This is a genomic window from Streptomyces sp. CA-288835 (assembly GCF_050936385.1).
Classification (GTDB): domain Bacteria; phylum Actinomycetota; class Actinomycetes; order Streptomycetales; family Streptomycetaceae; genus Streptomyces.
This window is the reverse complement of the sequence record NZ_JBNJMW010000001.1, coordinates 6080448-6103414: the sequence shown is the minus strand read 5'-3', so window position 1 is coordinate 6103414 and position 22967 is coordinate 6080448. Positions and strand designations below refer to the sequence as shown.

Genomic DNA, 22967 nt, shown 5'->3' with positions numbered 1-22967 from the left:
GATTCAGCGACCCCTCAGAGCTTCATCAGGCTGGCGTCGTCGACCGAGGCCGAGTGGCGGGAACGGAACAGGGACACGATGATCGCGAGCCCGACCACGACCTCCGCGGCGGCGACGACCATCGTGAAGAAGGCGATGATCTGGCCGTCGAGATTGCCGTGCATCCGGGAGAAGGCCACGAGCGCGAGATTGCAGGCGTTGAGCATGAGCTCGACGCACATGAACACCACGATCGCGTTCCGCCTGATCAGGACGCCGGAGGCGCCGATCGTGAACAACAGGGCGGCGAGGTAGAGGTAGTTGACGGGATTCACTTCGTGGCCTCCTCTTCCCGGCCGAGCCGTTCCTCCGCGCGCTGCTCCAGGGCCTTGAGGTCATTGATCGCCTCGTTAGACACATCGCGGATCTGGCCGCGCTCCCGCAGCGTCTTGATGACGGTGAGTTCGGACGCGGTGCCGTCCGGGAGGAGGCCCGCGATGTCCACCGCGTTGTGCCGGGCGTAGACGCCGGGGGCGGGCAGCGGCGGGAGCTGCTTGCCTTCCCGTACGCGCTCCTCGGCCAGCTCGCGCTGGGTCTTGGCCCGCTCGGTGCGCTCCCGGTGCGTGAGCACCATGGCGCCGACGGCGGCCGTGATGAGCAGGGCGCCGGTGAGCTCGAAGGCGAAGACGTACTTCGTGAAGATGAGGGCGGCGAGACCCTCGACGTTCCCACCGGCGTTGGCCTGGCCCAGGCCGTTGAACTCGTTCAGCGAGGCGTTGCCGATTCCCGCGCAGAGCAGGATGCCGAAGCCGAGACCGCACAGGAGGGCCAGCCAGCGCTGCCCCTTGATGGTCTCCTTCAAGGAGTCGGCGGCGGTGACGCCGACGAGCATGACCACGAAGAGGAACAGCATCATGATCGCGCCGGTGTAGACGACGACCTGCACGATGCCCAGGAAGTACGCGCCGTTGGCGAGATAGAACACCGCCAGGATGATCATGGTTCCGGCGAGGCAGAGCGCGCTGTGCACGGCCTTCTTCATGAAGACGGTGCACAGGGCACCGATCACGGCGATGGTGCCGAGGACCCAGAACTGGAAGGCCTCTCCGGTGGAGGTGGTGTAGGCCGCGAGATCCGTCATCGGCCGATCACCTTCTCCGATGCCGGCTCGTCCTCGCCGAAGGTCGAGGCGGCCTCCTGCGGCACCTCGCCCTTGGAGAGGGCCACCTGACGCTCCGTACCCGGAGCGGCCTCCGTGACCAGGCCCCGGTAATAGTCCTGCTCGTCCGTCCCGGGGAAGATCGCGTGCGGAGTGTCGACCATGCCCTCGTCGAGACCGGCGAGCAGCTGCTCCTTGGTGTAGATGAGGTTGGCGCGGCTGCTGTCGGCCAGCTCGAACTCGTTCGTCATCGTCAACGCGCGCGTGGGGCACGCCTCGATGCACAGCCCGCACAGGATGCAGCGGGCGTAGTTGATCTGGTAGACGCGGCCGTACCGCTCGCCCGGGGAGTAGCGCTCCTCCTCGGTGTTGTCCGCGCCCTCCACATAGATGGCATCCGCCGGGCAGGCCCAGGCGCACAGCTCGCAGCCGATGCACTTCTCCAGGCCGTCCGGATGGCGGTTGAGCTGGTGCCGGCCGTGGAATCGCGGGGCGGTGGTCTTCTTCTCTTCGGGGTACTGCTCGGTCAGCCGCTTCTTGAACATGGCCTTGAAGGTCACGCCGAAGCCTGCGACGGGGTTCTGGAAACCGGGTTTGGTCTCCTTCTGCTCATCAGCCATCGGACGCCTCCTTTCCGTCACGAGGTCCATCGGTTCCGTCACTGGCAGTATCGACCCCACCACTGACAATCAACTCCCGCTCCCGGCGCGGGCTTCGCCTCGGCACCGGTGGCAGCGTCTGTCCCGGCAGCGGTGGTACGGGGAATCCGCCCGCCATCGGGTCGAAGGCGGCGGCCTCGGCGGGCGCCTCCTCCGCCTCCTTGGCGGACTTCCGGTCGCGGAACATGTCCACGACGAACGAGAGCAGCAACAGGAAGAGGACCGCTCCGCCGACGTAGAGGGCGATGTCGGCGAAGCCGTAATTCTCGTTGCGCAGCGTCCGTACGGTCGCCACGAGCATCAGCCACACCACGGAGACCGGGATGAGGACCTTCCAGCCGAGCTTCATCAGCTGGTCGTAGCGGACGCGGGGCAGAGTGCCGCGCAGCCAGATGAAGAAGAACAGCAGCAGCTGCACCTTCACCACGAACCAGAGCATCGGCCACCAGCCGTGGTTGGCGCCCTCCCAGAAGGTGCTGACCGGCCATGGGGCCCGCCAGCCGCCCAGGAAGAGCGTCACGGAGACCGCCGAGACCGTCACCATGTTCACGTACTCGGCGAGCATGAACATCGCGAACTTGATGGACGAGTACTCGGTGTTGAAGCCGCCGACCAGGTCGCCCTCGGACTCCGGCATGTCGAACGGCGCGCGGTTGGTCTCGCCGACCATCGTCACGATGTAGATCAGGAACGACACCGGCAGCAGGATGATGTACCAGCGGTCCTGCTGCTGAGCGACGATCTCCGACGTCGACATGGAGCCGGAGTACAGGAACACCGAAGCGAAGGCGGCGCCCATGGCGATCTCGTACGAGATCATCTGCGCGCAGGAGCGCAGACCGCCCAGCAGCGGATAGGTGGATCCAGAACTCCAACCCGCCAGCACGATCCCGTAGATGCCCACCGAGGCGACCGCGAGGATGTAGAGCATCGCGATCGGCAGGTCGGTGAGCTGCATCGTGGTGCGCTGGCCGAAGATCGAGATCTCGTTGCCGGCCGGCCCGAAGGGGATCACCGCGATCGCCATGAAGGCCGGGATCGCGGCGACGATCGGCGCGAGAACGTAGACCACCTTGTCCGCGCGCTTGACGATGACGTCTTCCTTGAGCATCAGCTTCATGCCGTCGGCGAGCGACTGGAGCATGCCCCAGGGGCCGTGCCGGTTGGGGCCGATGCGCAGCTGCATCCAGGCGACGACCTTGCGCTCCCACACGATGGAGAAGAGCACGGTCAACATCAGGAAGGCGAAGCAGAAGACCGCCTTGATGACGACCAGCCACCAGGGGTCGCGGCCGAACATGGAGAGGTCTTCAGCCGCGAGGTACGACGCCGCGGTGAGGTCCGGAGTCATGCCTTCACCTCCTTGGGGGCCTCGGGGGCGAGCGTCGCCGGGCCGATGCGGACGAGGTCACCGGGGATCGCGCCGGTGTCGGAGGCGACGCCTCCTCCGGCGGAGTTCAGCGGGAGCCACACCACGCGGTCGGGCATCTCCGTGATCTGCAGCGGGAATTCGACCACTCCGGAGGGGCCGGTCACGGCCAGCGCGTCGCCTTCCTTGACGCCGGCCTCGGCTGCCGTGGCGGCCGACACGCGCGCGCGTGCGGCATGCCGCGTCCCGGCGAGCGCCTCGTCGCCCTCCTGGAGGCGGCCTTGGTCGAGCAGCAGCCGGTGCCCGGCGAGGACTGCCTCCCCGGCGGCGGGGCGCGGCAGTTGGGCTCCTGTCTCCAGGGGCTCGGTGGCCCGCGCACCGTCCCAGGCGCCGAGCCGGTCGAGCTCCACGCGCGCGGTGCGCAGATCGGGCAGCCCCAGGTGTACGTCCATGGCGTCCGCGAGCATCTGCAGGACGCGTCCGTCGGTCGGTGCCAGCCGGCGGGTCATCTGGTCGGGCTTGAGCGCCGCCTCGAAGGACCGCGCCCGGCCCTCCCAGTTGAGGAAGGTGCCCGCCTTCTCCGCGACGGCGGCGACGGGGAGTACGACATCCGCGTGCTCGGTGACCTCACTGGGGCGCAGTTCGAGCGACACCAGGAAGCCCACTTCGGAAAGTGCCGCACGCGCGCGTGCCGGATCGGGCAGGTCCGCGACCTCGACGCCGGCCACGACGAGCGCGGCCAGCTCACCGGTGGCGGCGGCCTCGACGATCTGGCCGGTGTCACGTCCGTCCCGGAGCGGGAGTTCGGAGACGCCCCAGGCGGCGGCGACCTCGACCCGTGCGCGCGAGTCGGTGGCCGGACGCCCGCCCGGCAGCAGCGAGGGCAGCGCGCCCGCCTCGATGGCGCCGCGCTCCCCGGCCCGGCGCGGGATCCACACCAGTTCGGCACCGGTCGCGGAGGCGGCCCGTACGGCGGCGGTGAGCCCGCCCGCCACGGCGGCCAGCCGCTCCCCTACGACGATCACGGCACCCTCGGCGCGCAAGGCCTCGGAGGCCGTCGCGCCGTCGCCCTCCAGGCCGACGCCGGAGGCGAGGGCGTCCAGCCACTCGGTCTCGGTGCCGGGCGCGGCGGGCAGCAGCGTGCCGCCCGCCTTCTCCAGTCCGCGGGTCGCGTGCGTGGCGAGCGCGAACGTCTTCTGTCCGTGCCCCCGCCAGGCCTTGCGCAGCCGCAGGAAGACGCCGGGCACCTCCTCCTCGGCCTCGATGCCGACGAGCAGGACGGCGGGCGCCTTCTCCAGGGAGGTGTACGTGACGCCCGTACCGTCGAGGTCCCGGCCGTGTCCGGCGACCCGGGCGGCCAGGAAGGCGGCCTCCTCGCCGCTGTGCACGCGCGCGCGGAAGTCGATGTCGTTCGTGTCGAGGGCCACGCGCGCGAACTTGCTGTACGCGTAGGCGTCTTCGACGGTGAGCCGGCCGCCGGTCAGGACACCGGTCCTGGAGCGGGCCGCCAACAGCCCCTCGGCCGCCGCCGCAAGGGCCTCGGGCCACGAGGCGGGCTCCAGCTCACCGGATTCGCCGCGCACCAGAGGCGTCGTCAGACGGTCCCGCTGCTGCGCGTACCGGAAGCCGAACCGTCCCTTGTCGCACATCCACTCCTCGTTGACCTCAGGGTCGGGAGCCGCGAGCCGCCGCATGACCTTGCCGCGCCGGTGGTCGGTACGGGTGGCGCAGCCTCCGGAGCAGTGCTCGCAAACCGAAGGCGAGGAGACGAGGTCGAAGGGGCGCGAGCGGAAGCGGTACGCCGCCGATGTCAGCGCGCCCACCGGGCAGATCTGGATGGTGTTCCCGGAGAAGTACGACTCGAAAGGATCGCCCTCTCCGGTGCCGACCTGCTGGAGTGCGCCCCGTTCGAGCAGCTCGATCATCGGGTCGCCCGCGACCTGGTTGCTGAACCGGGTGCACCGGGCGCACAGCACGCACCGCTCACGGTCGAGCAGCACCTGGGGGGAGATCGGGACGGGCTTCTCGAACGTCCGCTTCTTGCCCTCGAAGCGGGACTCGGCGTTGCCGTGCGACATGGCCTGGTTCTGCAGGGGGCACTCGCCGCCCTTGTCGCAGACCGGGCAGTCCAGCGGGTGGTTGATGAGCAGGAGCTCCATCACACCCTTCTGGGCCTTCTCGGCGACAGGAGAGGTGAGATGGGTCTTGACGACCATCCCGTCCGTGCAGGTGATCGTGCAGGACGCCATGGGCTTGCGCTGGCCCTCGACCTCGACGATGCACTGACGGCAGGCGCCGGCCGGGTCGAGAAGCGGGTGGTCGCAGAAGCGGGGGATCTCGATGCCGAGCTGTTCTGCGGCGCGGATGACCAGGGTGCCCTTGGGCACGCTGATCTCGATGCCGTCGATGGTCAGCGAGACGAGATCTTCCGGCGGAACCGCCGCCTCCCCGCCCCCGGAGGGAGCGCTCGTGGTCACAGTCATGCGTTCACCTCCGCGTGCTTGTCCTTGTCGGCCCAGGCCGTGGACTTGGCCGGGTCGAAGGGGCAGCCCCGGCCCGTGATGTGCTCCTCGTACTCCTCGCGGAAGTACTTGAGGGAGGAGAAGATCGGCGAGGCGGCGCCGTCGCCGAGGGCGCAGAAGGACTTGCCGTTGATGTTGTCGGCGATGTCGTTCAGCTTGTCGAGGTCGGACATGACGCCCTTGCCGGCCTCGATGTCGCGCAGCAACTGCACGAGCCAGTACGTCCCTTCGCGGCAGGGCGTGCACTTGCCGCAGGACTCATGGGCGTAGAACTCCGTCCACCGCGTCACCGCCCGCACGACACACGTCGTCTCGTCGAAGCACTGCAGAGCTTTGGTGCCGAGCATGGAACCCGCGGCACCCACTCCTTCGTAATCAAGAGGGACGTCGAGGTGCTCGTCGGTGAACATCGGGGTCGAAGAGCCGCCCGGCGTCCAGAACTTGAGCCGATGGCCGGGCCGCATCCCGCCGCTCATGTCGAGCAGTTGGCGCAGCGTGATGCCGAGCGGGGCCTCGTACTGGCCGGGACGGGCGACATGGCCGCTGAGCGAGTAGAGCGTGAAGCCCGGGGACTTCTCGCTCCCCATCGATCGGAACCATTCTTTGCCTTTGTGGAGAATCGCGGGAACTGACGCGATCGACTCGACGTTATTCACCACAGTCGGGCACGCGTAGAGCCCCGCGACAGCAGGAAAGGGGGGACGAAGTCGCGGCTGGCCACGGCGGCCCTCGAGCGAGTCGAGCAGTGCGGTCTCCTCACCGCAGATGTACGCGCCCGCGCCCGCGTGCACGGTGACCTGGAGGTCGAGTCCGCTGCCCAGGACGTTCTCGCCGAGGTATCCCGCCGCATACGCCTCCCGTACTGCCTCGTGCAGCCGCCTCAGCACGGGGACAACTTCACCGCGCAGATAGATGAAGGCATGCGAAGAACGGATCGCGTAACAGGCGATCACGATGCCCTCGATGAGGCTATGCGGGTTCGCGAAGAGAAGCGGGATGTCCTTACAGGTGCCCGGTTCTGATTCGTCGGCGTTGACAACTAGATAATGAGGCTTGCCATCACCCTGCGGGATGAACTGCCACTTCATGCCCGTGGGGAATCCCGCGCCGCCGCGTCCGCGCAGACCGGAGTCCTTCACGTACGCGATGAGGTCGTCCGGCGACATGGCCAGCGCCTTGCGGAGCCCCTCGTACCCCTCGTGCCTTCGGTACACGTCCAGCGTCCAGGACTTGTCCTCGTCCCAGAAGGCCGACAGCACGGGTGCGAGCAGCTTCTCCGGGCCGGTGTCTTTGATCTCGGCTGCCAAGGTCATCACTCCCCCTCCTCGGAGACCGGGCCCGCGGGGTGCGCGGGGTCGGAGGCCGAGGTTCGCTGCGGCGCGTCGTGCGAGCTGAGGTGCTCGGCGGGCGGCTGGTCCTGCGGACCGGAGCCCCGCGGGTGCACCACGCGCGCGGGAGTCATCTCGCCCTTTGCCAGCCGGAGGCCGATCAGTGAGGCCGGTCCCGCGCTGCCGCCCGCCTCGACGGCTCCGGGGCGCTCGTCGGGGAAGCCGGCCAGGACCCGTGCGGTCTCCTTGAACGTGCACAAGGGGGCCCCGCGCGTCGGTTCGACCTGTGCACCCGCCCGCAGGTCGTCCACGAGGCGCTTCGCGGTGTCCACGGTCTGGTTATCGAAGAACTCCCAGTTGACCATCACGACCGGGGCGAAATCGCAGGCCGCGTTGCACTCGATGTGCTCCAGGGTGACCTTGCCGTCGTCGGTGGTCTCGCCGTTGCCGACACCGAGGTGGTCCTGGAGGGCCTCGAAGATCGCGTCGCCGCCCATCACCGCGCACAGGGTGTTGGTGCAGACGCCCACCTGATAGTCACCGGAGGGCTTGCGCCGGTACATGGTGTAGAAGGTGGCGACCGCGGTGACCTCGGCCGTGGTCAGGTCCAGCATGTCGGCGCAGAACTGCATGCCGGTGCGCGTCACATGGCCCTCCTCCGACTGCACGAGATGCAGCAACGGCAGGAGGGCGGACCGGGAGTCCGGGTAGCGGGCGATGACCTCGCGCGCGTCGGCCTCGAGCCGGGCTCGAACGTCGTCCGGGTAGTCGGGCGCGGGCAGTTGGGGCATGCCCAGGCTGACACCCTGTGCCTGTACGCCCTGCTCGGAAGGAGTGGTGGTCACCGGTCGACGCCTCCCATCACGGGGTCGATGGACGCGACGGCGACGATGACGTCGGCGACCTGGCCGCCCTCGCACATCGCCGCCATGGCCTGCAGATTGGTGAAGGACGGGTCGCGGTAGTGGACCCGGTAGGGGCGGGTGCCGCCGTCGGACACGACATGCACCCCGAGTTCGCCCTTGGGCGACTCGACGGCGGCGTACGCCTGGCCGGGCGGGACCCTGAAGCCCTCGGTCACCAGCTTGAAGTGGTGGATCAGGGACTCCATGGAGGTGCCCATGATCTGCTTGATGTGGTCGAGGGAGTTGCCCAGTCCGTCCGGGCCGAGGGCCAGCTGTGCGGGCCAGGCGATCTTCTTGTCGGCGACCATGACCGGGCCGGGCTCCAGCCGGTCCAGGCACTGCTCGATGATCCGCAGCGACTGGCGCATCTCCTCCAGGCGGATCAGGAAGCGCCCGTACGCGTCGCAGGTGTCGGCGGTCGGGACGTCGAAGTCGTACGTCTCGTAGCCGCAGTACGGCTGCGCCTTGCGCAGGTCGTGCGGGAGGCCGGCCGAGCGCAGGATCGGGCCGGTGGCGCCGAGGGCCATGCAGCCGGCCAGGTCGAGATAGCCGATGTCCTGCATACGGGCCTTGAAGACGGGGTTCCCGGTGGCGAGCTTGTCGTACTCGGGAAGGTTCTTCTTCATCTTCTTCACGAACTCGCGGATCTGGTCCACCGCGCCCGGAGGCAGGTCCTGGGCGAGGCCGCCGGGCCGGATGTACGCGTGGTTCATGCGCAGGCCGGTGATCAACTCGTAGATGTCGAGAACGAGTTCACGATCACGGAAGCCGTAGATCATGATCGTGGTGGCGCCGAGTTCCATGCCGCCGGTGGCGATGCACACCAGGTGCGAGGAGAGCCGGTTCAGCTCCATCAGGAGCACGCGGATGATGGAGGCGCGGTCGGGGACCTGGTCCTCGATGCCGAGGAGCTTCTCGACGGCGAGGCAGTACCCGGTCTCGTTGAAGAACGAGGTCAGGTAGTCCATGCGCGTCACAAAGGTCGTGCCCTGCGTCCACGTACGGAACTCGAGGTTCTTCTCGATGCCGGTGTGCAGATAACCGATTCCGCAGCGGGCTTCGGTGACCGTCTCGCCGTCGATCTCCAGGATCAGCCGGAGCACGCCGTGGGTGGACGGGTGCTGCGGGCCCATGTTGACGACGATGCGCTCGTCGTCGGCCCGGGCCGCGGTCTGGACGACCTCGTCCCAGTCGCCGCCGGTGACCGTGTAGACGGTGCCTTCCGTGGTCTCGCGGGCGGATGCGGCACTGGTCATCACAGCCTCCCGAAGGGAGTCGTTGAGGGGTGGTGGTCGGGCGACGGGTGGGCGCTCATGAGTAGGACCTCCGCTGGTCCGGGGCGGGGATCTGGGCGCCCTTGTACTCGACGGGGATGCCGCCGAGGGGGTAGTCCTTGCGCTGCGGGAAGCCCTGCCAGTCGTCCGGCATCATGATCCGCGTCAGGGCCGGGTGGCCGTCGAAGACGATGCCGAAGAAGTCGTACGTCTCGCGCTCGTGCCAGTCGTTCGTCGGATAGACGGAGACCAGGGACGGGATGTGCGGATCACCGTCCGGGGCGCTGACTTCGAGGCGGATCAGCCGGTTGTGGGTGATCGAGCGCAGGTGGTAGACGGCATGCAGCTCGCGCCCCTTGTCGCCGGGGTAGTGGACGCCGCTCACCCCCGTGCACAGCTCGAAGCGGAGCGCCGGGTCGTCGCGCAGTGTCTGTGCGACGCGGACCAGGTGCTCGCGCTCGATGTGGAAGGTGATCTCGTCGCGGTCGACGACCGTCTTCTCGATGGCGTTCTCGGGGACGAGGCCCTGTTCCTCCAGGGCGCCCTCCAGCTCGTCGGCGACCTCGTCGAACCAGCCGCCGTACGGCCGGGTGGCGGGCCCGGGCAGCCGGACGGAGCGGACCAGGCCGCCGTAGCCGGAGGTGTCGCCGCCGTTGTCGGCGCCGAACATGCCGCGCTGGACGCGGATTTCCTCGCCCGCCTCGCCTCGCCGGCCGGGGAGGTTGGCGGCGCTGAGGTCCTTCTCGGGGTTGACCCCGTTCGTGCCGTTCGCGTCGCTCACCGCAGCAGGCCCTTCATCTCGATGGTGGGGAGCGCCTTGAGCGCCGCTTCCTCCGCCTCGCGGGCCGCCTCCTCGGCGTTCACGCCGAGCTTCGAGGTCTGGATCTTCTGGTGCAGCTTGAGAATCGCGTCCATCAGCATCTCGGGCCGTGGCGGACAGCCGGGCAGATAGATGTCGACAGGGACGATGTGATCGACGCCCTGCACGATCGCGTAGTTGTTGAACATCCCGCCGGACGACGCACAGACCCCCATGGAGATCACCCACTTGGGGTTCGGCATCTGGTCATAGACCTGCCGCAGCACCGGTGCCATCTTCTGGCTGACGCGTCCGGCGACGATCATCAGGTCGGCCTGGCGCGGTGAGCCGCGGAAGACCTCCATGCCGAAGCGCGCCAGGTCGTAGCGGCCGGCGCCCGTCGTCATCATCTCGATGGCGCAGCAGGCGAGGCCGAAGGTGGCGGGAAAGACGGACGACTTGCGCACCCAGCCGGCGGCCTGCTCGACGGTGGTCAGCAGGAAGCCGCTCGGCAGCTTTTCTTCGAGTCCCATGCTCAGTGGCTCCTCTGTGCCCTATCCGGGGTTCAGTCCCATTCCAGGCCGCCGCGCCGCCATACGTACGCGTACGCGACGAAGACGGTGAGCACGAAGAGCAGCATCTCCACGAGCCCGAATACCCCAAGGGCGTCGAAGGTGACGGCCCAGGGATAGAGGAAGACGATCTCGATATCGAAAATGATGAAGAGCATCGCCGTCAGGTAGTACTTGATGGGGAACCGCCCACCGCCGGCCGGCGTGGGGGTCGGTTCGATACCGCACTCGTAGGCCTCGAGCTTGGCCCGGTTGTACCGCTTTGGACCGATAAGCGTGGCCATGACCACGGAGAAGATCGCAAAGCCTGCCCCGAGGGCTCCCAGTACGAGGATGGGCGCATACGCGTTCACCGCTCCTCGCTCCTCTCAGTCGGCATTGACTGCTTGCGGGGTCCCCCCGGCCGGAGGCTGGGGAGGTTCGTCGGACTTCACCCGCCCCACGAAGCTCACAGGCTCCGTCGGCTTCACGAGACTCGCAAGCCCCGTGCGGCTTCACGAAGATCGCGTACATGTGAAGCAGGTCACAAGCCCAACTGCCACGCATCTTATGCCTGCCGGTCTGTGATCTGCGACACGGGGTACGACAACGCCTTTGTGATCTCCACCACCTGGCATTGGATCATGCAGCCAGAGGCGAGCCGATCTTCACGCAAGAAGCGTCCAAGTGATCACCAGAAGTGACAATTTCGCTCGTTAACGCAGGTCCGGCGGTGCAGCCCTTTACCAAGCGGCGGCACGCACAAGCAAATTGGCCCTGGACATCAACGCTTGGTAGGGGAACTCGTTCACACTTCGGGGGAAGTTGGCTCGCCGGTGTGGACGGGCGTGAGCACGTGCATCCGTTCACGAGCAGAACACGAACTTGAGACCCGAACGAGACACAAGGCTCGTCGCACTCCGGTCAGCACACACGGCGTATCCGCCACAGTGGCCGTTCCGTGACCTGCGTCACACTCGAAGCCTGGGCCGATAAGCGGGGCTTGGCCATCGGTCCCAACGGGTGGTAAGTGGTGGGCAATTCGGACGTAATGCGAAAAGACCTTGCTCACGGGCCAGTTGAGCGGTGTCCGCTTTGCCCGCTACGGCGTCAATAAAGAACGCCACGCCCGGGAATTTGGCGGCCCATTGAACAACTGTGGCGCACCACACGTTTCTTGAAGATATGGAGGAGCCCCTGATACCGGTTGGACTCATGTCCCACACCGCTCACATACCCAGCCACCGGAAGCCCCGGCCTCGCAGCAGTTCGAAGCTCGCGATGCGCGCCGGAGTTGCCGGTGGCGTCCTCAGCACCCTGGCAGTGGGAGCTGCGGCCGGATCGGCGAACGCGTCCGAGCCCGTGACCCAGACGATCGAGCTGCCCACGCTCACGGCCGACCTGTCCGCGACCGTGGCCGAGTCCGCGGCCGCCACCCAGCAGGCCGCGGCCGACTACGAGCTGCTGGCCGAGCGTGACGCGGCCGCCGCCAACGCGGCCAAGCAGGCCAAGGCCGACCTCGCCGAGGCGAAGAAGAAGGCGGAGGCCAAGAAGAAGGCCGAGGCCGAGCGCAGGGCCGCCGCGGAGGCCGCCGCCTCCAGGGCCGCCGAGCGGACCACCCTCAGCTCCTCTGCCTCGTCGAGCTCCGAGACCGATGTCCCGGCCCCGGCCAGCGGCAGCGTCGGTACGGTCATCAGCTTCCTCAAGGCTCAGGTCGGCGACGCCTACGTCATGGGCGCCACCGGCCCCAACGCCTGGGACTGCTCCAGCCTGGTCCAGGCCGCGTTCAAGCAGGTCGGCGTGGACCTCCCGCGCGTCTCGCAGGACCAGTCGACGGTCGGGACCGACGTCCCGCTGTCCGACATCCAGGTCGGCGACATCCTGTACTGGGGCGGCAAGGGCTCGGCGTACCACACGGGTGTCTACATCGGTGGGGGCCAGTACCTGGACGCGGCGAACCCCAGCAAGGGCGTCGTCATCCAGGACCTGTCGGGCTACCCGGCGAGCGGCGCGGTACGCGTCCTCTGACTCCGACTCCGACCGGACCCGGGGGTCCTCTCTGAACCGCTCCGGTCGCGCAACGTGAAGGGCCGCTTCCCCATCGGGGGAAGCGGCCCTCAGCGCGTAGGAGTCGCGCGTGCAGGAGTCACGCCTTGGGTGCGCGTGGGCGGCGGGTCACGCCTTGGGCGCCACCTTGCTCAGCCCGTTGATGATGCGGTCCATCGCGTCGCCGCCCGTCGGGTCCGTCAGGTTGGCGAGCATCTTCAGCGTGAACTTCATCAGCACGGGGTGCGTCAGTCCGCGCTGCGTCGCGATCTTCATGACCTTCGGGTTGCCGATGAGCTTCACGAAGGCGCGCCCGAGGTTGTAGTAGCCGCCGTAGGTGTCCTTGAGGACCTTCGGGTAGCGCTGGAGGGCGAGTTCACGCTGGGCGGGGGTCGCGCGGGCGTGCGCCTGGACGATGACGTCGGCGGCGATCTGGCCGGACTCCATGGCGTACGCGATGCCCTCGCCGTTGAAGGGGTTCACCATGCCGCCCGCGTCGCCGACGAGCAACAGGCCCTTCGTGTAGTGCGGCTGGCGGTTGAAGGCCATGGGGAGGGCGGCGCCGCGGATCGGGATCGTCATGTTGTCCGGGGTGTAACCCCATTCCTCCGGCATCGACGCGCACCAGGCCTTCAGGACCTCACGCCAGTCCAGCTCCTTGAAGGAGGAAGAGGTGTTGAGGACGCCCAGGCCGACGTTCGAGGTGCCGTCTCCCATGCCGAAGATCCAGCCGTAGCCGGGCAGCAGCCGGTCCTCGCCCGGTCCGCGCCGGTCCCACAGCTCCAGCCAGGACTCCAGGTAGTCGTCCTCGTGGCGCGGGGACGTGAAGTACGTACGCACCGCGACGCCCATCGGCCGGTCGTCGCGCCGATGCAGACCCATGGCGAGGGACAGCCGGGTCGAGTTACCGTCGGCCGCCACGACCAGTGGCGCGTGAAACGTGACCTCGCGCTTCTCCTTCGAGTCGACGTCACCGAGCTTCGCGCGCACGCCGGTGATGCGGCCCGTACGGTCGTCGAGGATCGGGGCGCCCACATTGCAGCGCTCGTACAGCCGCGCGCCCGCCTTCTGCGCCTGGCGCGCCAGTTGCTCGTCGAAGTCGTCCCGCTTCCGTACGAGTCCGTAGTCGGGGTATGCGGCGAGATCCGGCCAGTCCAGTTGGAGGCGGACACCGCCGCCGATGATGCGAAGCCCCTTGTTCCGGAGCCAGCCCGCTTCCTCGGAGATGTCGATGCCCATCGAGACAAGCTGCTTGGTCGCGCGGGGCGTCAGCCCGTCACCGCAGACCTTTTCGCGCGGAAACGCCGTCTTCTCGAGGAGCAGGACATCGAGCCCGGCCTTCGCCAGGTAGTACGCGGTGGTGGAACCGGCTGGCCCGGCCCCGACGACGATCACATCAGCGGTGTGTTCGGAGAGGGGCTGGGACTCGGTCACGGCGGGGTCTCCCCAAGACTCGAAATCAACGTGCCGACGGGCACTGGACATGGGCAGTCTATTCAGCGGTACTGATCACCCTGCTGAAGGGCCGCTCCATGAACCGACCTTCCCCCGTGGTACGACTGCGCGTCCCCACCGACGAGGACGCGATCGCCTGGCACCGGATCTTCGACGACCCGGACGTGATGGAGTTCCACGGCGGAAAGCCGGCCGAGCTGTCCGTCTACGAGGAGCTGACCGCGCGGCAGCGCCGGCACGACGCCGAGTACGGCTTCTGCTTCTGGACCATGCTCGACGAGCAGGACGACGTCATCGGCTTCACGGGCGCCCAGCCGTGGCCGCACGACTGGGGCCCGAAGGGCGAGATCGAGATCGGCTGGCGGCTCGGACGGGCGTACTGGGGCAAGGGGTACGTGACCACGGCGGCGTGGAGCACGCTCGACCGGCTGCGGACGGCGGGCGTCCCCAGCGTGGTGGCGATGGTCAACTCCCGCAACGAGCGCTCCATCGCGGTGACCAGACGCCTCGGAATGACTCTCTCCGAGAGGTTCACGTCGCCGAACTCGCAGCAGGTGGGCCACTGCTACCGGCTGGACCTCTGAGACCGGTGACGGCTTCCGGGTCGGCCTGCGAGACCCGTGACGCCCTCCAGGGCCGGGTGTAACGCCTTCCGGGTCGGCCTCCGGGCCGGGTGACGCCTTAGGGCGGCGCCCGGCTTCCGGCGGCGCGCGGCAGGGCTTACTCTTCCGGTACCGCTGGGGGTGACGTCTGTGCGCAAACCACCCGATGTGCGTGTACCGCGGCTCGTCGGCCTGATGGCCGTGGACGCGCGCGAGACGGCCGAGGCGCGTGGCGTGATGCTCGCCGCGCCGGACCGGCCCGACTTCCACCTGACCGTCGTCGACTACGTCGTACGCCAGTACCCGCTGCCCGGCACCGAGGTGCCACGCGGTGCCGTCGTCACTGTGTGGTTCGACTTCGGTGAGGGGGAGGGCGGCGGAGGTTCGGGGGTTCGGGAGCCGCGGCTCCCTCACCCGCCTTCGGGGGGCTTGTACCGCGAACTCGATGAACCGGGCGACCCGTTCGAGGTGTTGCGGTGACAAGCGCGCCGCGGGAGTAAGGCGGTTTCGAAGCTGCGGCTCCGTCGTGGCTTGTCGCGCAGTTCCCCGCGCCCCTAAAAGGAAGGCCTGCGGCCTCCTTCTTAGGGGCGCGGTGCAACACCGAATTTCGCCCGCTCAGCTCTGCTTGAAGCCCCGGTGCAGTGCCACAACCCCGCCCGTGAGGTTCCTCCACGCCACCCTCGACCAGCCGGCCTTGCGCAGGCGTTCGGCCAGTGCGGGCTGGTCGGGCCAGGCGCGGATGGACTCGGCGAGGTAGACGTACGCGTCGGGGTTGGAGGAGACCGTCCTCGCGACCGGGGGCAGCGCGCGCATCAGGTACTCCGTGTATACGGTGCGGAAGGGCGCCCAAGTCGGGTGCGAGAACTCGCAGATCACCACGCGTCCGCCCGGCCTCGTCACCCGGTACAGCTCGCGCAGCGCCGCGTCCGTGTCCTGGACGTTCCGCAGGCCGAAGGAGATCGTCACCGCGTCGAAGGTGTCGTTCTTGAAGGGCAGCCTCGTCGCGTCGCCCGCCGTCAGCGGCAGCCAGGGGTGGTTCCGCTTGCCGACCCGGAGCATCCCGAGCGAGAAGTCGCACGGCACGACGTACGCCCCGGTCCGTACGAAGGGCAGGGACGAGGTGGCCGTACCCGCCGCCAGGTCCAGCACCTTCTGCGCGGGCCGCGCGTCCACCGCCTTGGCGACTTCTTTGCGCCACCGCCGGTCCTGGCCGAGTGACAGCACGTCGTTCGTCAGGTCGTACCGTTCCGCCACGTCGTCGAACATCGAGGCGACTTCGTGCGGCTGCTTGTTCAGGGAAGCGCGGGTCACGCGCCCATTGTGGCAGCCGAGGGCAGAGCCGGGACGCCCGGCCTGCCCGGCCGGGCCCGGATCGACGCCGCCGCCGGTGAGACGTTGCCCGTCCCCCGCCGTACCTCACACGAGAGGTGGATGTGCAATGAAGAGTCTTCTGAAACCGGCTGCCGGGCTTGTCTTCGCGACGGCGCTGACCTGTACGGGGTGCTCCTCGGACCCGTCGCCCTCCCAAGCGGCCCCCACGCTTCCCAGAACGCCCGCACCTCCCGCGGAGACCTCGCCGGACACGCCGGAGTCACCGGATACGCCGTCACAGTCGCCGCCGGAAACCCCCTTACCGGGGCCCGCGTTCGCCCCGTACGTCAGCGCCACCGCGGCCTCCGGCAACGAATCGGCGGGCTCCGCGTCGTCGTACAACCTGGCCTTCGTGATCGCGGGCCGCGGCGGCTGCACGCCGACGTGGGGCAAGTACGGCATCAGCAAGGCGTCGGTGAAGTCCCGGATCTCGGCGCTGAAGTCGTCCGGACGCAGCGTGCGGGTCTCCTTCGGCGGCGCCTCCGGCAAGGAGCTGGCCACGACCTGCAAGAGCGTCCCCAAGCTGGCCGGTGCCTACGCGGCCGCGCTCGACGCCGCCGGTGCGACGGAGGCCGACTTCGACATCGAGGGCCCGCCGTTGTCCGACTCCAAGTCGGTGGCGCTGCGCTCCAAGGCCATCGCCCTGCTCCAGCGGCAACGCCCGGAGATCCGGGTGTCCTTCACGCTGCCCGTGATGCCGCACGGCCTCAACAAGGACAGCCGGGCCGTGCTGAAGTCCGCGAAAGCCGGCGGCGTGAAGGTCTCCGCGGTCAACATCATGACGATGAACTACGGCAGTTCGTACGACGATGACATGGGCACGTACGCGATCAAGGCGGCCAAGGCGACCCACGGCCAGCTCAGGAAGATCTTCGGCCTCTCGCCCGAGGCCGCCTGGAAGGGCCTCGCCCTCACCCCGATGATCGGCGTCAACGACGTCGACAACGAGACGTTCACGGTGTCCGATGCGGCCCAAGTCCGCTCGTTCGCCGAGAAGAAGGACATCGCGTGGGTGTCGATGTGGGCGGCGGCCCGCGACCGCCAGTGCGCACCCGGCAAGGCGAAGCGGAACGTCGCGCAGACGGACTGCAGCGGGGTGAAGCAGCAGGCGGGCGAGTTCGCGAAGGCGTTCTCGAGCTGACCGCTACCTCCGCCGGTGCACCAGCCGCCCCGCGCAAACGGTCGCGACACACGCGCCGGTCTCGTCGAAGACGGCGAGGTCGGCGCGGCCGGTGTCGACGATCGCGGGCCGTCGTGCCGCGCTCACGAGCACGAAGACGTCGTTACGCTCGGCCGCGGCCCGGAGTTCGGCCGTACCGGCGTACTCCTCCAGAACCGCCACCGCGCCGAGCTTCAGCACCGCATGCAGCCGTTCCCGAGGCGTCGGCGCTTCGGGCAGCGGCCCCTCGTGGACGAGGGCGGGCCCGAGCACTCCGGACCACCGCCGTACACGAGCGCCCGGGAAACGTTCCTGGAGGTCCGCTAGCGGCCCCGTCGCCGCAACCCGAGTCCCCTCCACCACGACGGCCCCGTCCTTCACCGGAACGGAGTCGTCCCAGGCGTGACGGAGCTCATCCGCAGCGTGAATCGTCAGCACAGGAAGGCTAGTTGGGGCTAGTTGGAGGCAAGGAGCTTCAGCTCCGGGTGGGCCGTGCCGCCCGCGATCGCCGTGGACGAGATGTGCGACTGGACCCGCTCGTCGACGGGATCGTTCGCCGGGTCGTCGTGCACGACGAGGTGCTCGTATGTCGTCGCGCGCTGGGCCGGGACGCGGCCCGCCTTGCGGATCAGGTCGATGATCTCGAGCCGGTTGGAGCGATGCTTGGCACCGGCCGACGAGACGACGTTCTCCTCCAGCATGATCGAACCGAGGTCGTCCGCCCCGTAGTGCAGCGACAGCTGGCCGACCTCCTTGCCGGTGGTGAGCCAGGACCCCTGGATGTGGGCGATGTTGTCCATGAACAGCCGCGCGATGGCGATCATGCGCAGGTACTCGAAGATCGTCGCCTGTGTACGGCCCTTGAGGTGGTTGTTCTCGGGCTGGTACGTGTACGGGATGAAGGCCCGGAAGCCGCCCGTCCGGTCCTGTACGTCACGGATCATCCGCAGGTGCTCGATGCGCTCGGCGTTGGTCTCGCCCGTACCCATGAGCATGGTGGAGGTGGACTCCACGCCCAGCCGGTGGGCGGTCTCCATGATCTCCAGCCAGCGCTCACCGCTCTCCTTCAGCGGGGCGATCGCCTTGCGCGGCCGCGCGGGCAGCAGTTCGGCACCGGCGCCGGCGAAGGAGTCGAGCCCGGCGGCGTGAATCCGCGAGATGGCCTCTTCCACACTCACCTTGGAGATACGGGCCATGTGCTCGACCTCCGACGCCCCCAGGGAGTGGATGACGAGCTGCGGGTACGCGGCCTTGATGGCGGCGAAGTGCTCCTCGTAGTACTCCACGCCGTAGTCCGGGTGGTGCCCGCCCTGGAACATGATCTGCGTACCGCCGAGTTCGACGGTCTCCGCGCAGCGGCGCAGGATGTCGTCGAGATCGCGCGTCCAGCCCTTGTCGACGGCCTTCGGCGGCGCGTAGAAGGCGCAGAACTTGCAGGCCGTGACGCATACGTTCGTGTAGTTGATGTTGCGCTCGATGATGTACGTCGCGATGTGCTCGGTACCGGCGTACCGGCGGCGGCGTACGGCATCGGCGGCGGCGCCCAGCGCGTGCAGCGGGGCGTCCCGGTAGAGGTCGAGCGCCTCCTCCGGGGTGATCCGCCCACCCTCGGCGGCACGGTCGAGGACGGACTGAAGGTCGGCGTTCTCGGTCACCGGGCGGTCCCTTTCGACAGGGTGTGGACGGACTGATCCAGCGTACGCCAGCCCCTTGCGGCAGTTCGCGTCAGGCCGCGTACGCCCCGATGAGCGTGCCCACAAAGGCACCGCCGATGAGGAAGGGCCCGTACGGCACCGCGGTCTTACGCCCACCCCTGCGCGTAACGACGAGCCCGACCGCGTAGAACCCCGCCAGAAAGAACCCGGCAAAGGCCCCGAGGATGAGCACGGCCCACCCGTACCAGCCGAGGACGGCCCCCAGCCAGATCCCGACCTTCACGTCCCCGAAGGCCACCCAGTTCGGATTGATAAGAAAACAGACAAAGAACCACCCGGCATACGCAAGCCCACCGAGCAGCGCACCGGTCCAGTCACCGCCGTTCTCCGGCACTAGCGCCACAACCCCCAGCAGCCCCAACACGGTGACAGCCACCGGCAGATTCACCACATCGGGCAGCCGATGCACAGAGAAGTCGACGAGGGTAAGCAACACCCCCAGAGGCGCAACCAACAGCCATACGCCCAACTCGGGCCGAGCACCGGTAGCAGCGGCAAGAGCAGCGCAGACAAACGAGGTGGCAACAACAACGAGCGGCGTACTGGGCCCATAAGCCCGCCCCGCACACCGAGCCCACCCGATCCACCCGCTGATGACGTGCCCATCCGGACACTGGCCCCGCCACTCCTCCTCGGGCTCGACGGAAAGCCGATAGGCAGCGCGGGGCACGAGCATCCCGGCGAGCGCACCCCAGAGGGCGGCACCGAGGATCAACACGAGTTCCACGCAAGGCTCCTAGCCGCTACCGCTGTGGGCGGGCGACCCGCCGCCGCAACCGCTGTGGGCAATCGTTCCGCCACCGCTGTGGGCATACGTTCCGCAGGGCGGAACGGGTGGGCACAGCCACAAGCTCTGGGCAACTGCTCACCCAACGGCCGCAACACCACTACGCCAAGAGGGCAGCAACTCATCCAACAAGGCCTCAGTCCGAGGCGGCAGCCCCCGAGCCCCACTCCGCGAAACGAGATCCGCCGCAAGCCGCTGAAGCTGCGCAGCATCCCCGGTGGCATGAGTAGCCCGAAGCAACTCATGCCACAACCGCTCATCCCCAGGCGCGGAGCCAAGCGCAGCGTTCAGCGCCTCAATGGCCTTCCCCGCCCGCCCCTTCTCAAGATGGAACGCCGACAACGCCAGCCCAATATCGGCAACGAGCAAGGGCAGTTGCGCATCAATGATCTCGTGGGTGAGCCACCCATACCGCCCCGCCGGCCGCTCGGCCAACAACGGCCCCCGCACCAACACAAGCGCATCGGTCAGCAACCGCCCCCGCACAGCCCGGCTGTCGACCCCACGCCCCTGAGTCGCCTCGTGGTACAGCGACCGCAGCACATCAAGGTCGGACACCACGGACTTCGCCAGCTTGAGCCGCCCCGTCGAGTCGGTACCGAGCCGCGGCGTACCGTCCGGATCATTGCCCAGCCACGCCCGCAGCCGCTCGACGAGCGCGTCCCGCACATCCTCCGTGACCCCTCGGGGCCACAGCGCGGACGAGAGCACCCGAGGATGGACACCCTCCCGGTGCAGCAGCAGCAACGCCAACGCCTCGTGCAGCAGCGGACTCCGCTCACCGTCCGGCGTATCGAGGCCGATGATCTCGTACGGGCCGACGAGTCGCGCGTACACCGCCGGTCGCCCCTGTTCGCTGATGTCGACGAGGAACGGCGGATCGGCGGCGGGACCGTTCGGCTCGCGCTCGGGGTCCGCCTCGACGAACAGCTCGACGACGGCGCGCTGTTGGGCCACCGGCAGCAGTTGCGCGTCGAGTTCGAGCCCGAGGAGCGGCGCGAGCAGCTTGCCCTCGCCGGTGATCTCCATCTCCCAGGCGGCGCCGGGCAGATCCCCCGACTCCGTACCGACGAGATAGCCGATGCCCAACCGGCTGGCGTCGGAAGCGAGTTCGGCGAGCTTGACCGCGTCCTCGGCGGACGGTTGGGCGGCGAGGAGTACGAGATGTGGGGCCCAACGGGTGTGCTGCGCGGGCCCCGTACGCCCCGTGAGGACGGAGTCGTGACCGGCGGCACCGAGCGCGCCGCGCCGCTGCCGGGTCTCCGCCTCCATGGTCTCGATGAGCGCCTCGATGTCGTCGAGGTGGCGCAGCCGGTTGGGCGCGAGAGGCGTCAGATCCTCCCCGAAGCCGACGAGCGTGATCGTCATGCGGTCGGACCAGCCGTTGGTCGCCAACTCGGCGGCCACGGAGGCAAATACGCCCGCCCGGTCCTCCTCGCTGCCGCTCAGCGAGACGATGCCGGGCACGGACTCCAGGTTGAGCAGCAGCCGCGAGTCGTCCATCGTGCCGAGGCTGACGAGTCCGGGGTACGGGGCTGCCGTGTCGGTGTCCTCGTACCGCTCGGCGTCCGCTCGCGCCAGCATCCAGAACGTCTGGTCCTGCCCGAGCTGCCACGGCACCGGCGGCCTTCCGGCAGGCTGCGCCAGTTGCAGGTGCAAATCTCCGTTGCTCATCCAGGCCGCGTACACGGTCGGCAACGGCCGCGACTCCTCCGCGAGCGAAGCGGCCAGTCCGCGCAACGACCGGTCAAGAAGTCGTACGCCCTCGGGGTCGGCCCCCACGAGCAGCGCGTCCTGCGCATCGGCGGCCGTACCGGTGGGCGTCGGCGGCTCCAGCATGCCGCGCCGCCCCCCGACGGCGGCGAGGGCCGACTGCCACAGGGCCTGACGGCGCCGGCGCCCGAGCGCACCGAGGAGCCCGGCGGCGAGGAGCGGCGCCCCGAGGAGGGCCTGCGGTAGCCCGAAGCCACCGTCGTCGGAGGCGGAGGTGGCGTGCTCGTGCCCCTGCCGGCCTTGGCCCTGCTGTCCTTGGTCCGGAGCGGGCCGCTGCTCGGGAACGGAAATCTGAGCGGTGTCATGATCAACGGCCCCGCTGCCACTGCCACTTCCACTGCCGCCCCGCTGTCCACTCCCCCGCTGTTCCGCGCTCCCGGTCTGGGAGTAGTCGGAGATCTGCTGCTGGACCTCCTTCGACACCTCCGGGGCCTCGTCGGGCATCTCGACGAGGTCGCCGCCGCGGGCGTCGCCGGGCATCTGCAGGATCCAGCCGGGCCGGATGAGGCTGGCCTCGGAGAGCCGCGAACCGTCGGGCTGCGCGCGGTCCTTGTTGAGCTGGTAGATCTCCTTGTACCGCCGCCCGTCCCCGAGGTGCCGCTCGGCGATCTCCCAGAGGGAGTCGTGATGGCGTCCCTCGGGCGGCTGGATCCGGTAGTACTTCGTGTCGCCGCTGTCGGCGGTGCTGCCGCTCTCGGCGGCGTGCGCGGCGTTCGCGGCCTGCTCGGCGAGCGCGGCGGCGGCGCTGGAGGCGGCCTGTTCCTGCTGCCCGAGCAGGCCGGCGGGCGTCTGCTGGGCGGCGGCGACGGTGGGCCGCTGGTTCTCCTGCACCTGCTGCCCGAGCTGCGAGAGCCCGGGCGCGAAGCTGGCCGCGGTAGCGCCGACCAGCAGCAACGCGGCGACGAGCTGCCGCGCGAGCAACTGGCTCGGCCCGGCTCCGGGCACCCGGTTCGGCACTCCGACGCCGGAGAGGGCGGCCTTCATTTCGACGAGTACGCACGCGGTGAACTGGGCCCAGGCGAACCAGACGACAACAGTCAGGACGTTCAGAAAGGTGCCGGCCGTGATCGGCTGCTGCAGCCAGTCCAGACTCGGCATCCCGCTCGGCAGCGGCCACCCCATCTGCGTGGCCAGCGCTCCTGGCACCCCCACCAACAGCACAATCAGGGCAATAAAGGCAAAGAACGCCTTCACGAAGTCCCCGAACGTACGCCGCCGTCGAGGCAATGGCTGCGGCGTCCGATTCCTCGGACCCGGCGAACTGCCCGTCGAGCTGGAAGTGGTGCGTCGCGCCATGGCGGGTGTCCTGATGTCGTGTGTGGAGGGAGGCGTGCGGGGGTGTACTGAGCCTACTGAGATCTTAAGGAGGGTGTCGAAAGCCCGCACCACATCCGGGATGTGAGCCACTTCGCAACTGTCACGTCACACATCTCACGATCCCCACACAATCCCCCATCGCCGCTTCGATACACGCCACTTGCCCCTGATAGCTTCGTTCTCTGTTGCACACGCCA

General features: G+C 68.7%; 21 protein-coding genes. 4 read left to right on the top strand and 17 right to left on the bottom strand.

Annotated features, from left to right (window positions below; translation table 11 throughout):
* Positions 1–14: 14 nt before the first annotated feature.
* Genes nuoK through ACQEVY_RS27815 form a run of 11 tightly spaced genes read right to left on the bottom strand, consistent with a single transcriptional unit; the run spans position 15 to position 10919 of the window.
* Positions 15–314, bottom strand: a complete 300-nt coding sequence (gene nuoK, locus ACQEVY_RS27865) for an NADH-quinone oxidoreductase subunit NuoK (RefSeq protein WP_033319573.1) — start codon at positions 312–314, stop codon at positions 15–17.
* On the bottom strand, positions 311–1120 hold the full coding sequence (locus ACQEVY_RS27860; protein WP_432952158.1) for an NADH-quinone oxidoreductase subunit J: 810 nt from the start codon (positions 1118–1120) through the stop codon (positions 311–313). Before ACQEVY_RS27860 ends, nuoK begins: the two co-directional genes overlap by 4 nt.
* Positions 1117–1758: an NADH-quinone oxidoreductase subunit NuoI gene (gene nuoI / locus ACQEVY_RS27855; RefSeq protein WP_432952157.1), complete on the bottom strand. Its 642-nt coding sequence runs from the start codon at positions 1756–1758 to the stop codon at positions 1117–1119. The genes ACQEVY_RS27860 and nuoI overlap by 4 nt, the downstream gene beginning before the upstream one ends.
* Positions 1751–3148 carry an NADH-quinone oxidoreductase subunit NuoH gene (nuoH, locus tag ACQEVY_RS27850; RefSeq protein WP_432952156.1) on the bottom strand — a complete coding sequence of 466 codons (1398 nt, stop codon included), beginning with the start codon at positions 3146–3148 and terminating at the stop codon, positions 1751–1753. The genes nuoI and nuoH overlap by 8 nt, the downstream gene beginning before the upstream one ends.
* On the bottom strand, positions 3145–5649 hold the full coding sequence (locus ACQEVY_RS27845; protein WP_432952155.1) for an NADH-quinone oxidoreductase subunit G: 2505 nt from the start codon (positions 5647–5649) through the stop codon (positions 3145–3147). Before ACQEVY_RS27845 ends, nuoH begins: the two co-directional genes overlap by 4 nt.
* Positions 5646–7004 carry an NADH-quinone oxidoreductase subunit NuoF gene (gene nuoF, locus ACQEVY_RS27840; protein WP_432952154.1) on the bottom strand — a complete coding sequence of 453 codons (1359 nt, stop codon included), beginning with the start codon at positions 7002–7004 and terminating at the stop codon, positions 5646–5648. The genes ACQEVY_RS27845 and nuoF overlap by 4 nt, the downstream gene beginning before the upstream one ends.
* The gene (gene nuoE / locus ACQEVY_RS27835) at positions 7001–7807 is read right to left on the bottom strand and encodes an NADH-quinone oxidoreductase subunit NuoE (RefSeq protein ID WP_432955429.1); all 807 of its coding nucleotides are present in this window, start codon (positions 7805–7807) and stop codon (positions 7001–7003) included. The genes nuoF and nuoE overlap by 4 nt, the downstream gene beginning before the upstream one ends.
* Before the next feature lie 50 nt (positions 7808–7857).
* Positions 7858–9180, bottom strand: coding sequence for an NADH-quinone oxidoreductase subunit D (locus tag ACQEVY_RS27830; protein WP_432952153.1), 1323 nt, complete (start codon positions 9178–9180; stop codon positions 7858–7860).
* A 52-nt stretch (positions 9181–9232) separates the two neighbouring features.
* A complete protein-coding gene (locus ACQEVY_RS27825) occupies positions 9233–9976 on the bottom strand; it encodes an NADH-quinone oxidoreductase subunit C (RefSeq protein ID WP_432952152.1) in 744 nt (247 codons plus the stop codon).
* Positions 9973–10527 (bottom strand): NuoB/complex I 20 kDa subunit family protein, encoded by a 555-nt coding sequence (locus tag ACQEVY_RS27820; protein ID WP_010041554.1) that lies wholly within the window; start codon positions 10525–10527, stop codon positions 9973–9975. The genes ACQEVY_RS27825 and ACQEVY_RS27820 overlap by 4 nt, the downstream gene beginning before the upstream one ends.
* A 32-nt stretch (positions 10528–10559) precedes the next feature.
* On the bottom strand, positions 10560–10919 hold the full coding sequence (locus ACQEVY_RS27815) for an NADH-quinone oxidoreductase subunit A (protein WP_033319564.1): 360 nt from the start codon (positions 10917–10919) through the stop codon (positions 10560–10562).
* Positions 10920–11730: 811 nt separating this feature from the next.
* On the opposite strand from ACQEVY_RS27815, the gene ACQEVY_RS27810 reads away from it, so the two are divergent.
* A complete protein-coding gene (locus ACQEVY_RS27810; RefSeq protein ID WP_432952151.1) occupies positions 11731–12573 on the top strand; it encodes a C40 family peptidase in 843 nt (280 codons plus the stop codon).
* Between the two features lie 147 nt (positions 12574–12720).
* Here the strand turns inward: ACQEVY_RS27810 and ACQEVY_RS27805 are convergent, their stop codons facing one another.
* Entirely contained in the window at positions 12721–14025 is a 1305-nt protein-coding gene (locus ACQEVY_RS27805) for a geranylgeranyl reductase family protein (RefSeq protein ID WP_432952150.1), read from the bottom strand.
* Between the two features lie 98 nt (positions 14026–14123).
* On the opposite strand from ACQEVY_RS27805, the gene ACQEVY_RS27800 reads away from it, so the two are divergent.
* Positions 14124–14630: a GNAT family N-acetyltransferase gene (locus tag ACQEVY_RS27800; RefSeq protein WP_432952149.1), complete on the top strand. Its 507-nt coding sequence runs from the start codon at positions 14124–14126 to the stop codon at positions 14628–14630.
* A gap of 159 nt (positions 14631–14789) precedes the next feature.
* The gene (locus tag ACQEVY_RS27795) at positions 14790–15128 is read left to right on the top strand and encodes a PASTA domain-containing protein (protein WP_432952148.1); all 339 of its coding nucleotides are present in this window, start codon (positions 14790–14792) and stop codon (positions 15126–15128) included.
* A 135-nt stretch (positions 15129–15263) separates the two neighbouring features.
* Here ACQEVY_RS27795 and ACQEVY_RS27790 read toward each other — a convergent pair whose 3' ends face one another.
* Complete coding sequence (locus ACQEVY_RS27790; RefSeq protein ID WP_432952147.1) at positions 15264–15959, bottom strand: demethylmenaquinone methyltransferase; 696 nt, start codon at positions 15957–15959, stop codon at positions 15264–15266.
* A 127-nt stretch (positions 15960–16086) separates the two neighbouring features.
* Between ACQEVY_RS27790 and ACQEVY_RS27785 the strand changes: the two genes are divergently transcribed.
* Positions 16087–17160 carry a hydrolase gene (locus ACQEVY_RS27785; RefSeq protein WP_432952146.1) on the top strand — a complete coding sequence of 358 codons (1074 nt, stop codon included), beginning with the start codon at positions 16087–16089 and terminating at the stop codon, positions 17158–17160.
* A gap of 3 nt (positions 17161–17163) precedes the next feature.
* Here ACQEVY_RS27785 and ACQEVY_RS27780 read toward each other — a convergent pair whose 3' ends face one another.
* The 4 genes from ACQEVY_RS27780 to ACQEVY_RS27765 form a co-directional block, all read right to left on the bottom strand.
* A complete protein-coding gene (locus ACQEVY_RS27780) occupies positions 17164–17616 on the bottom strand; it encodes an imidazolonepropionase-like domain-containing protein (protein ID WP_432952145.1) in 453 nt (150 codons plus the stop codon).
* A gap of 17 nt (positions 17617–17633) precedes the next feature.
* On the bottom strand, positions 17634–18833 hold the full coding sequence (gene mqnC, locus ACQEVY_RS27775) for a cyclic dehypoxanthinyl futalosine synthase (protein WP_432952144.1): 1200 nt from the start codon (positions 18831–18833) through the stop codon (positions 17634–17636).
* 70 nt (positions 18834–18903) lie between these two features.
* A complete protein-coding gene (locus tag ACQEVY_RS27770) occupies positions 18904–19569 on the bottom strand; it encodes a prepilin peptidase (RefSeq protein ID WP_432955428.1) in 666 nt (221 codons plus the stop codon).
* 189 nt (positions 19570–19758) lie between these two features.
* On the bottom strand, positions 19759–22749 hold the full coding sequence (locus ACQEVY_RS27765) for a BTAD domain-containing putative transcriptional regulator (RefSeq protein ID WP_432952143.1): 2991 nt from the start codon (positions 22747–22749) through the stop codon (positions 19759–19761).
* Positions 22750–22967 lie beyond the last annotated feature (218 nt).

Coding starts and splice junctions, on each gene's coding strand:
- ACQEVY_RS27860 (WP_432952158.1), bottom strand. CDS start 1,120: ATGACGGATCTCGCGGCCTACACCACCTCCACCGGAGAGGCCTTCCAG.
- nuoI (WP_432952157.1), bottom strand. CDS start 1,758: ATGGCTGATGAGCAGAAGGAGACCAAACCCGGTTTCCAGAACCCCGTC.
- nuoH (WP_432952156.1), bottom strand. CDS start 3,148: ATGACTCCGGACCTCACCGCGGCGTCGTACCTCGCGGCTGAAGACCTC.
- ACQEVY_RS27845 (WP_432952155.1), bottom strand. CDS start 5,649: ATGACTGTGACCACGAGCGCTCCCTCCGGGGGCGGGGAGGCGGCGGTT.
- nuoE (WP_432955429.1), bottom strand. CDS start 7,807: ATGCCCCAACTGCCCGCGCCCGACTACCCGGACGACGTTCGAGCCCGG.
- ACQEVY_RS27820 (WP_010041554.1), bottom strand. CDS start 10,527: ATGGGACTCGAAGAAAAGCTGCCGAGCGGCTTCCTGCTGACCACCGTC.
- ACQEVY_RS27810 (WP_432952151.1), top strand. CDS start 11,731: ATGGAGGAGCCCCTGATACCGGTTGGACTCATGTCCCACACCGCTCAC.
- ACQEVY_RS27800 (WP_432952149.1), top strand. CDS start 14,124: ATGAACCGACCTTCCCCCGTGGTACGACTGCGCGTCCCCACCGACGAG.
- ACQEVY_RS27785 (WP_432952146.1), top strand. CDS start 16,087: ATGAAGAGTCTTCTGAAACCGGCTGCCGGGCTTGTCTTCGCGACGGCG.
- ACQEVY_RS27770 (WP_432955428.1), bottom strand. CDS start 19,569: ATGCTCGTGCCCCGCGCTGCCTATCGGCTTTCCGTCGAGCCCGAGGAG.
- ACQEVY_RS27765 (WP_432952143.1), bottom strand. CDS start 22,749: ATGGCGCGACGCACCACTTCCAGCTCGACGGGCAGTTCGCCGGGTCCG.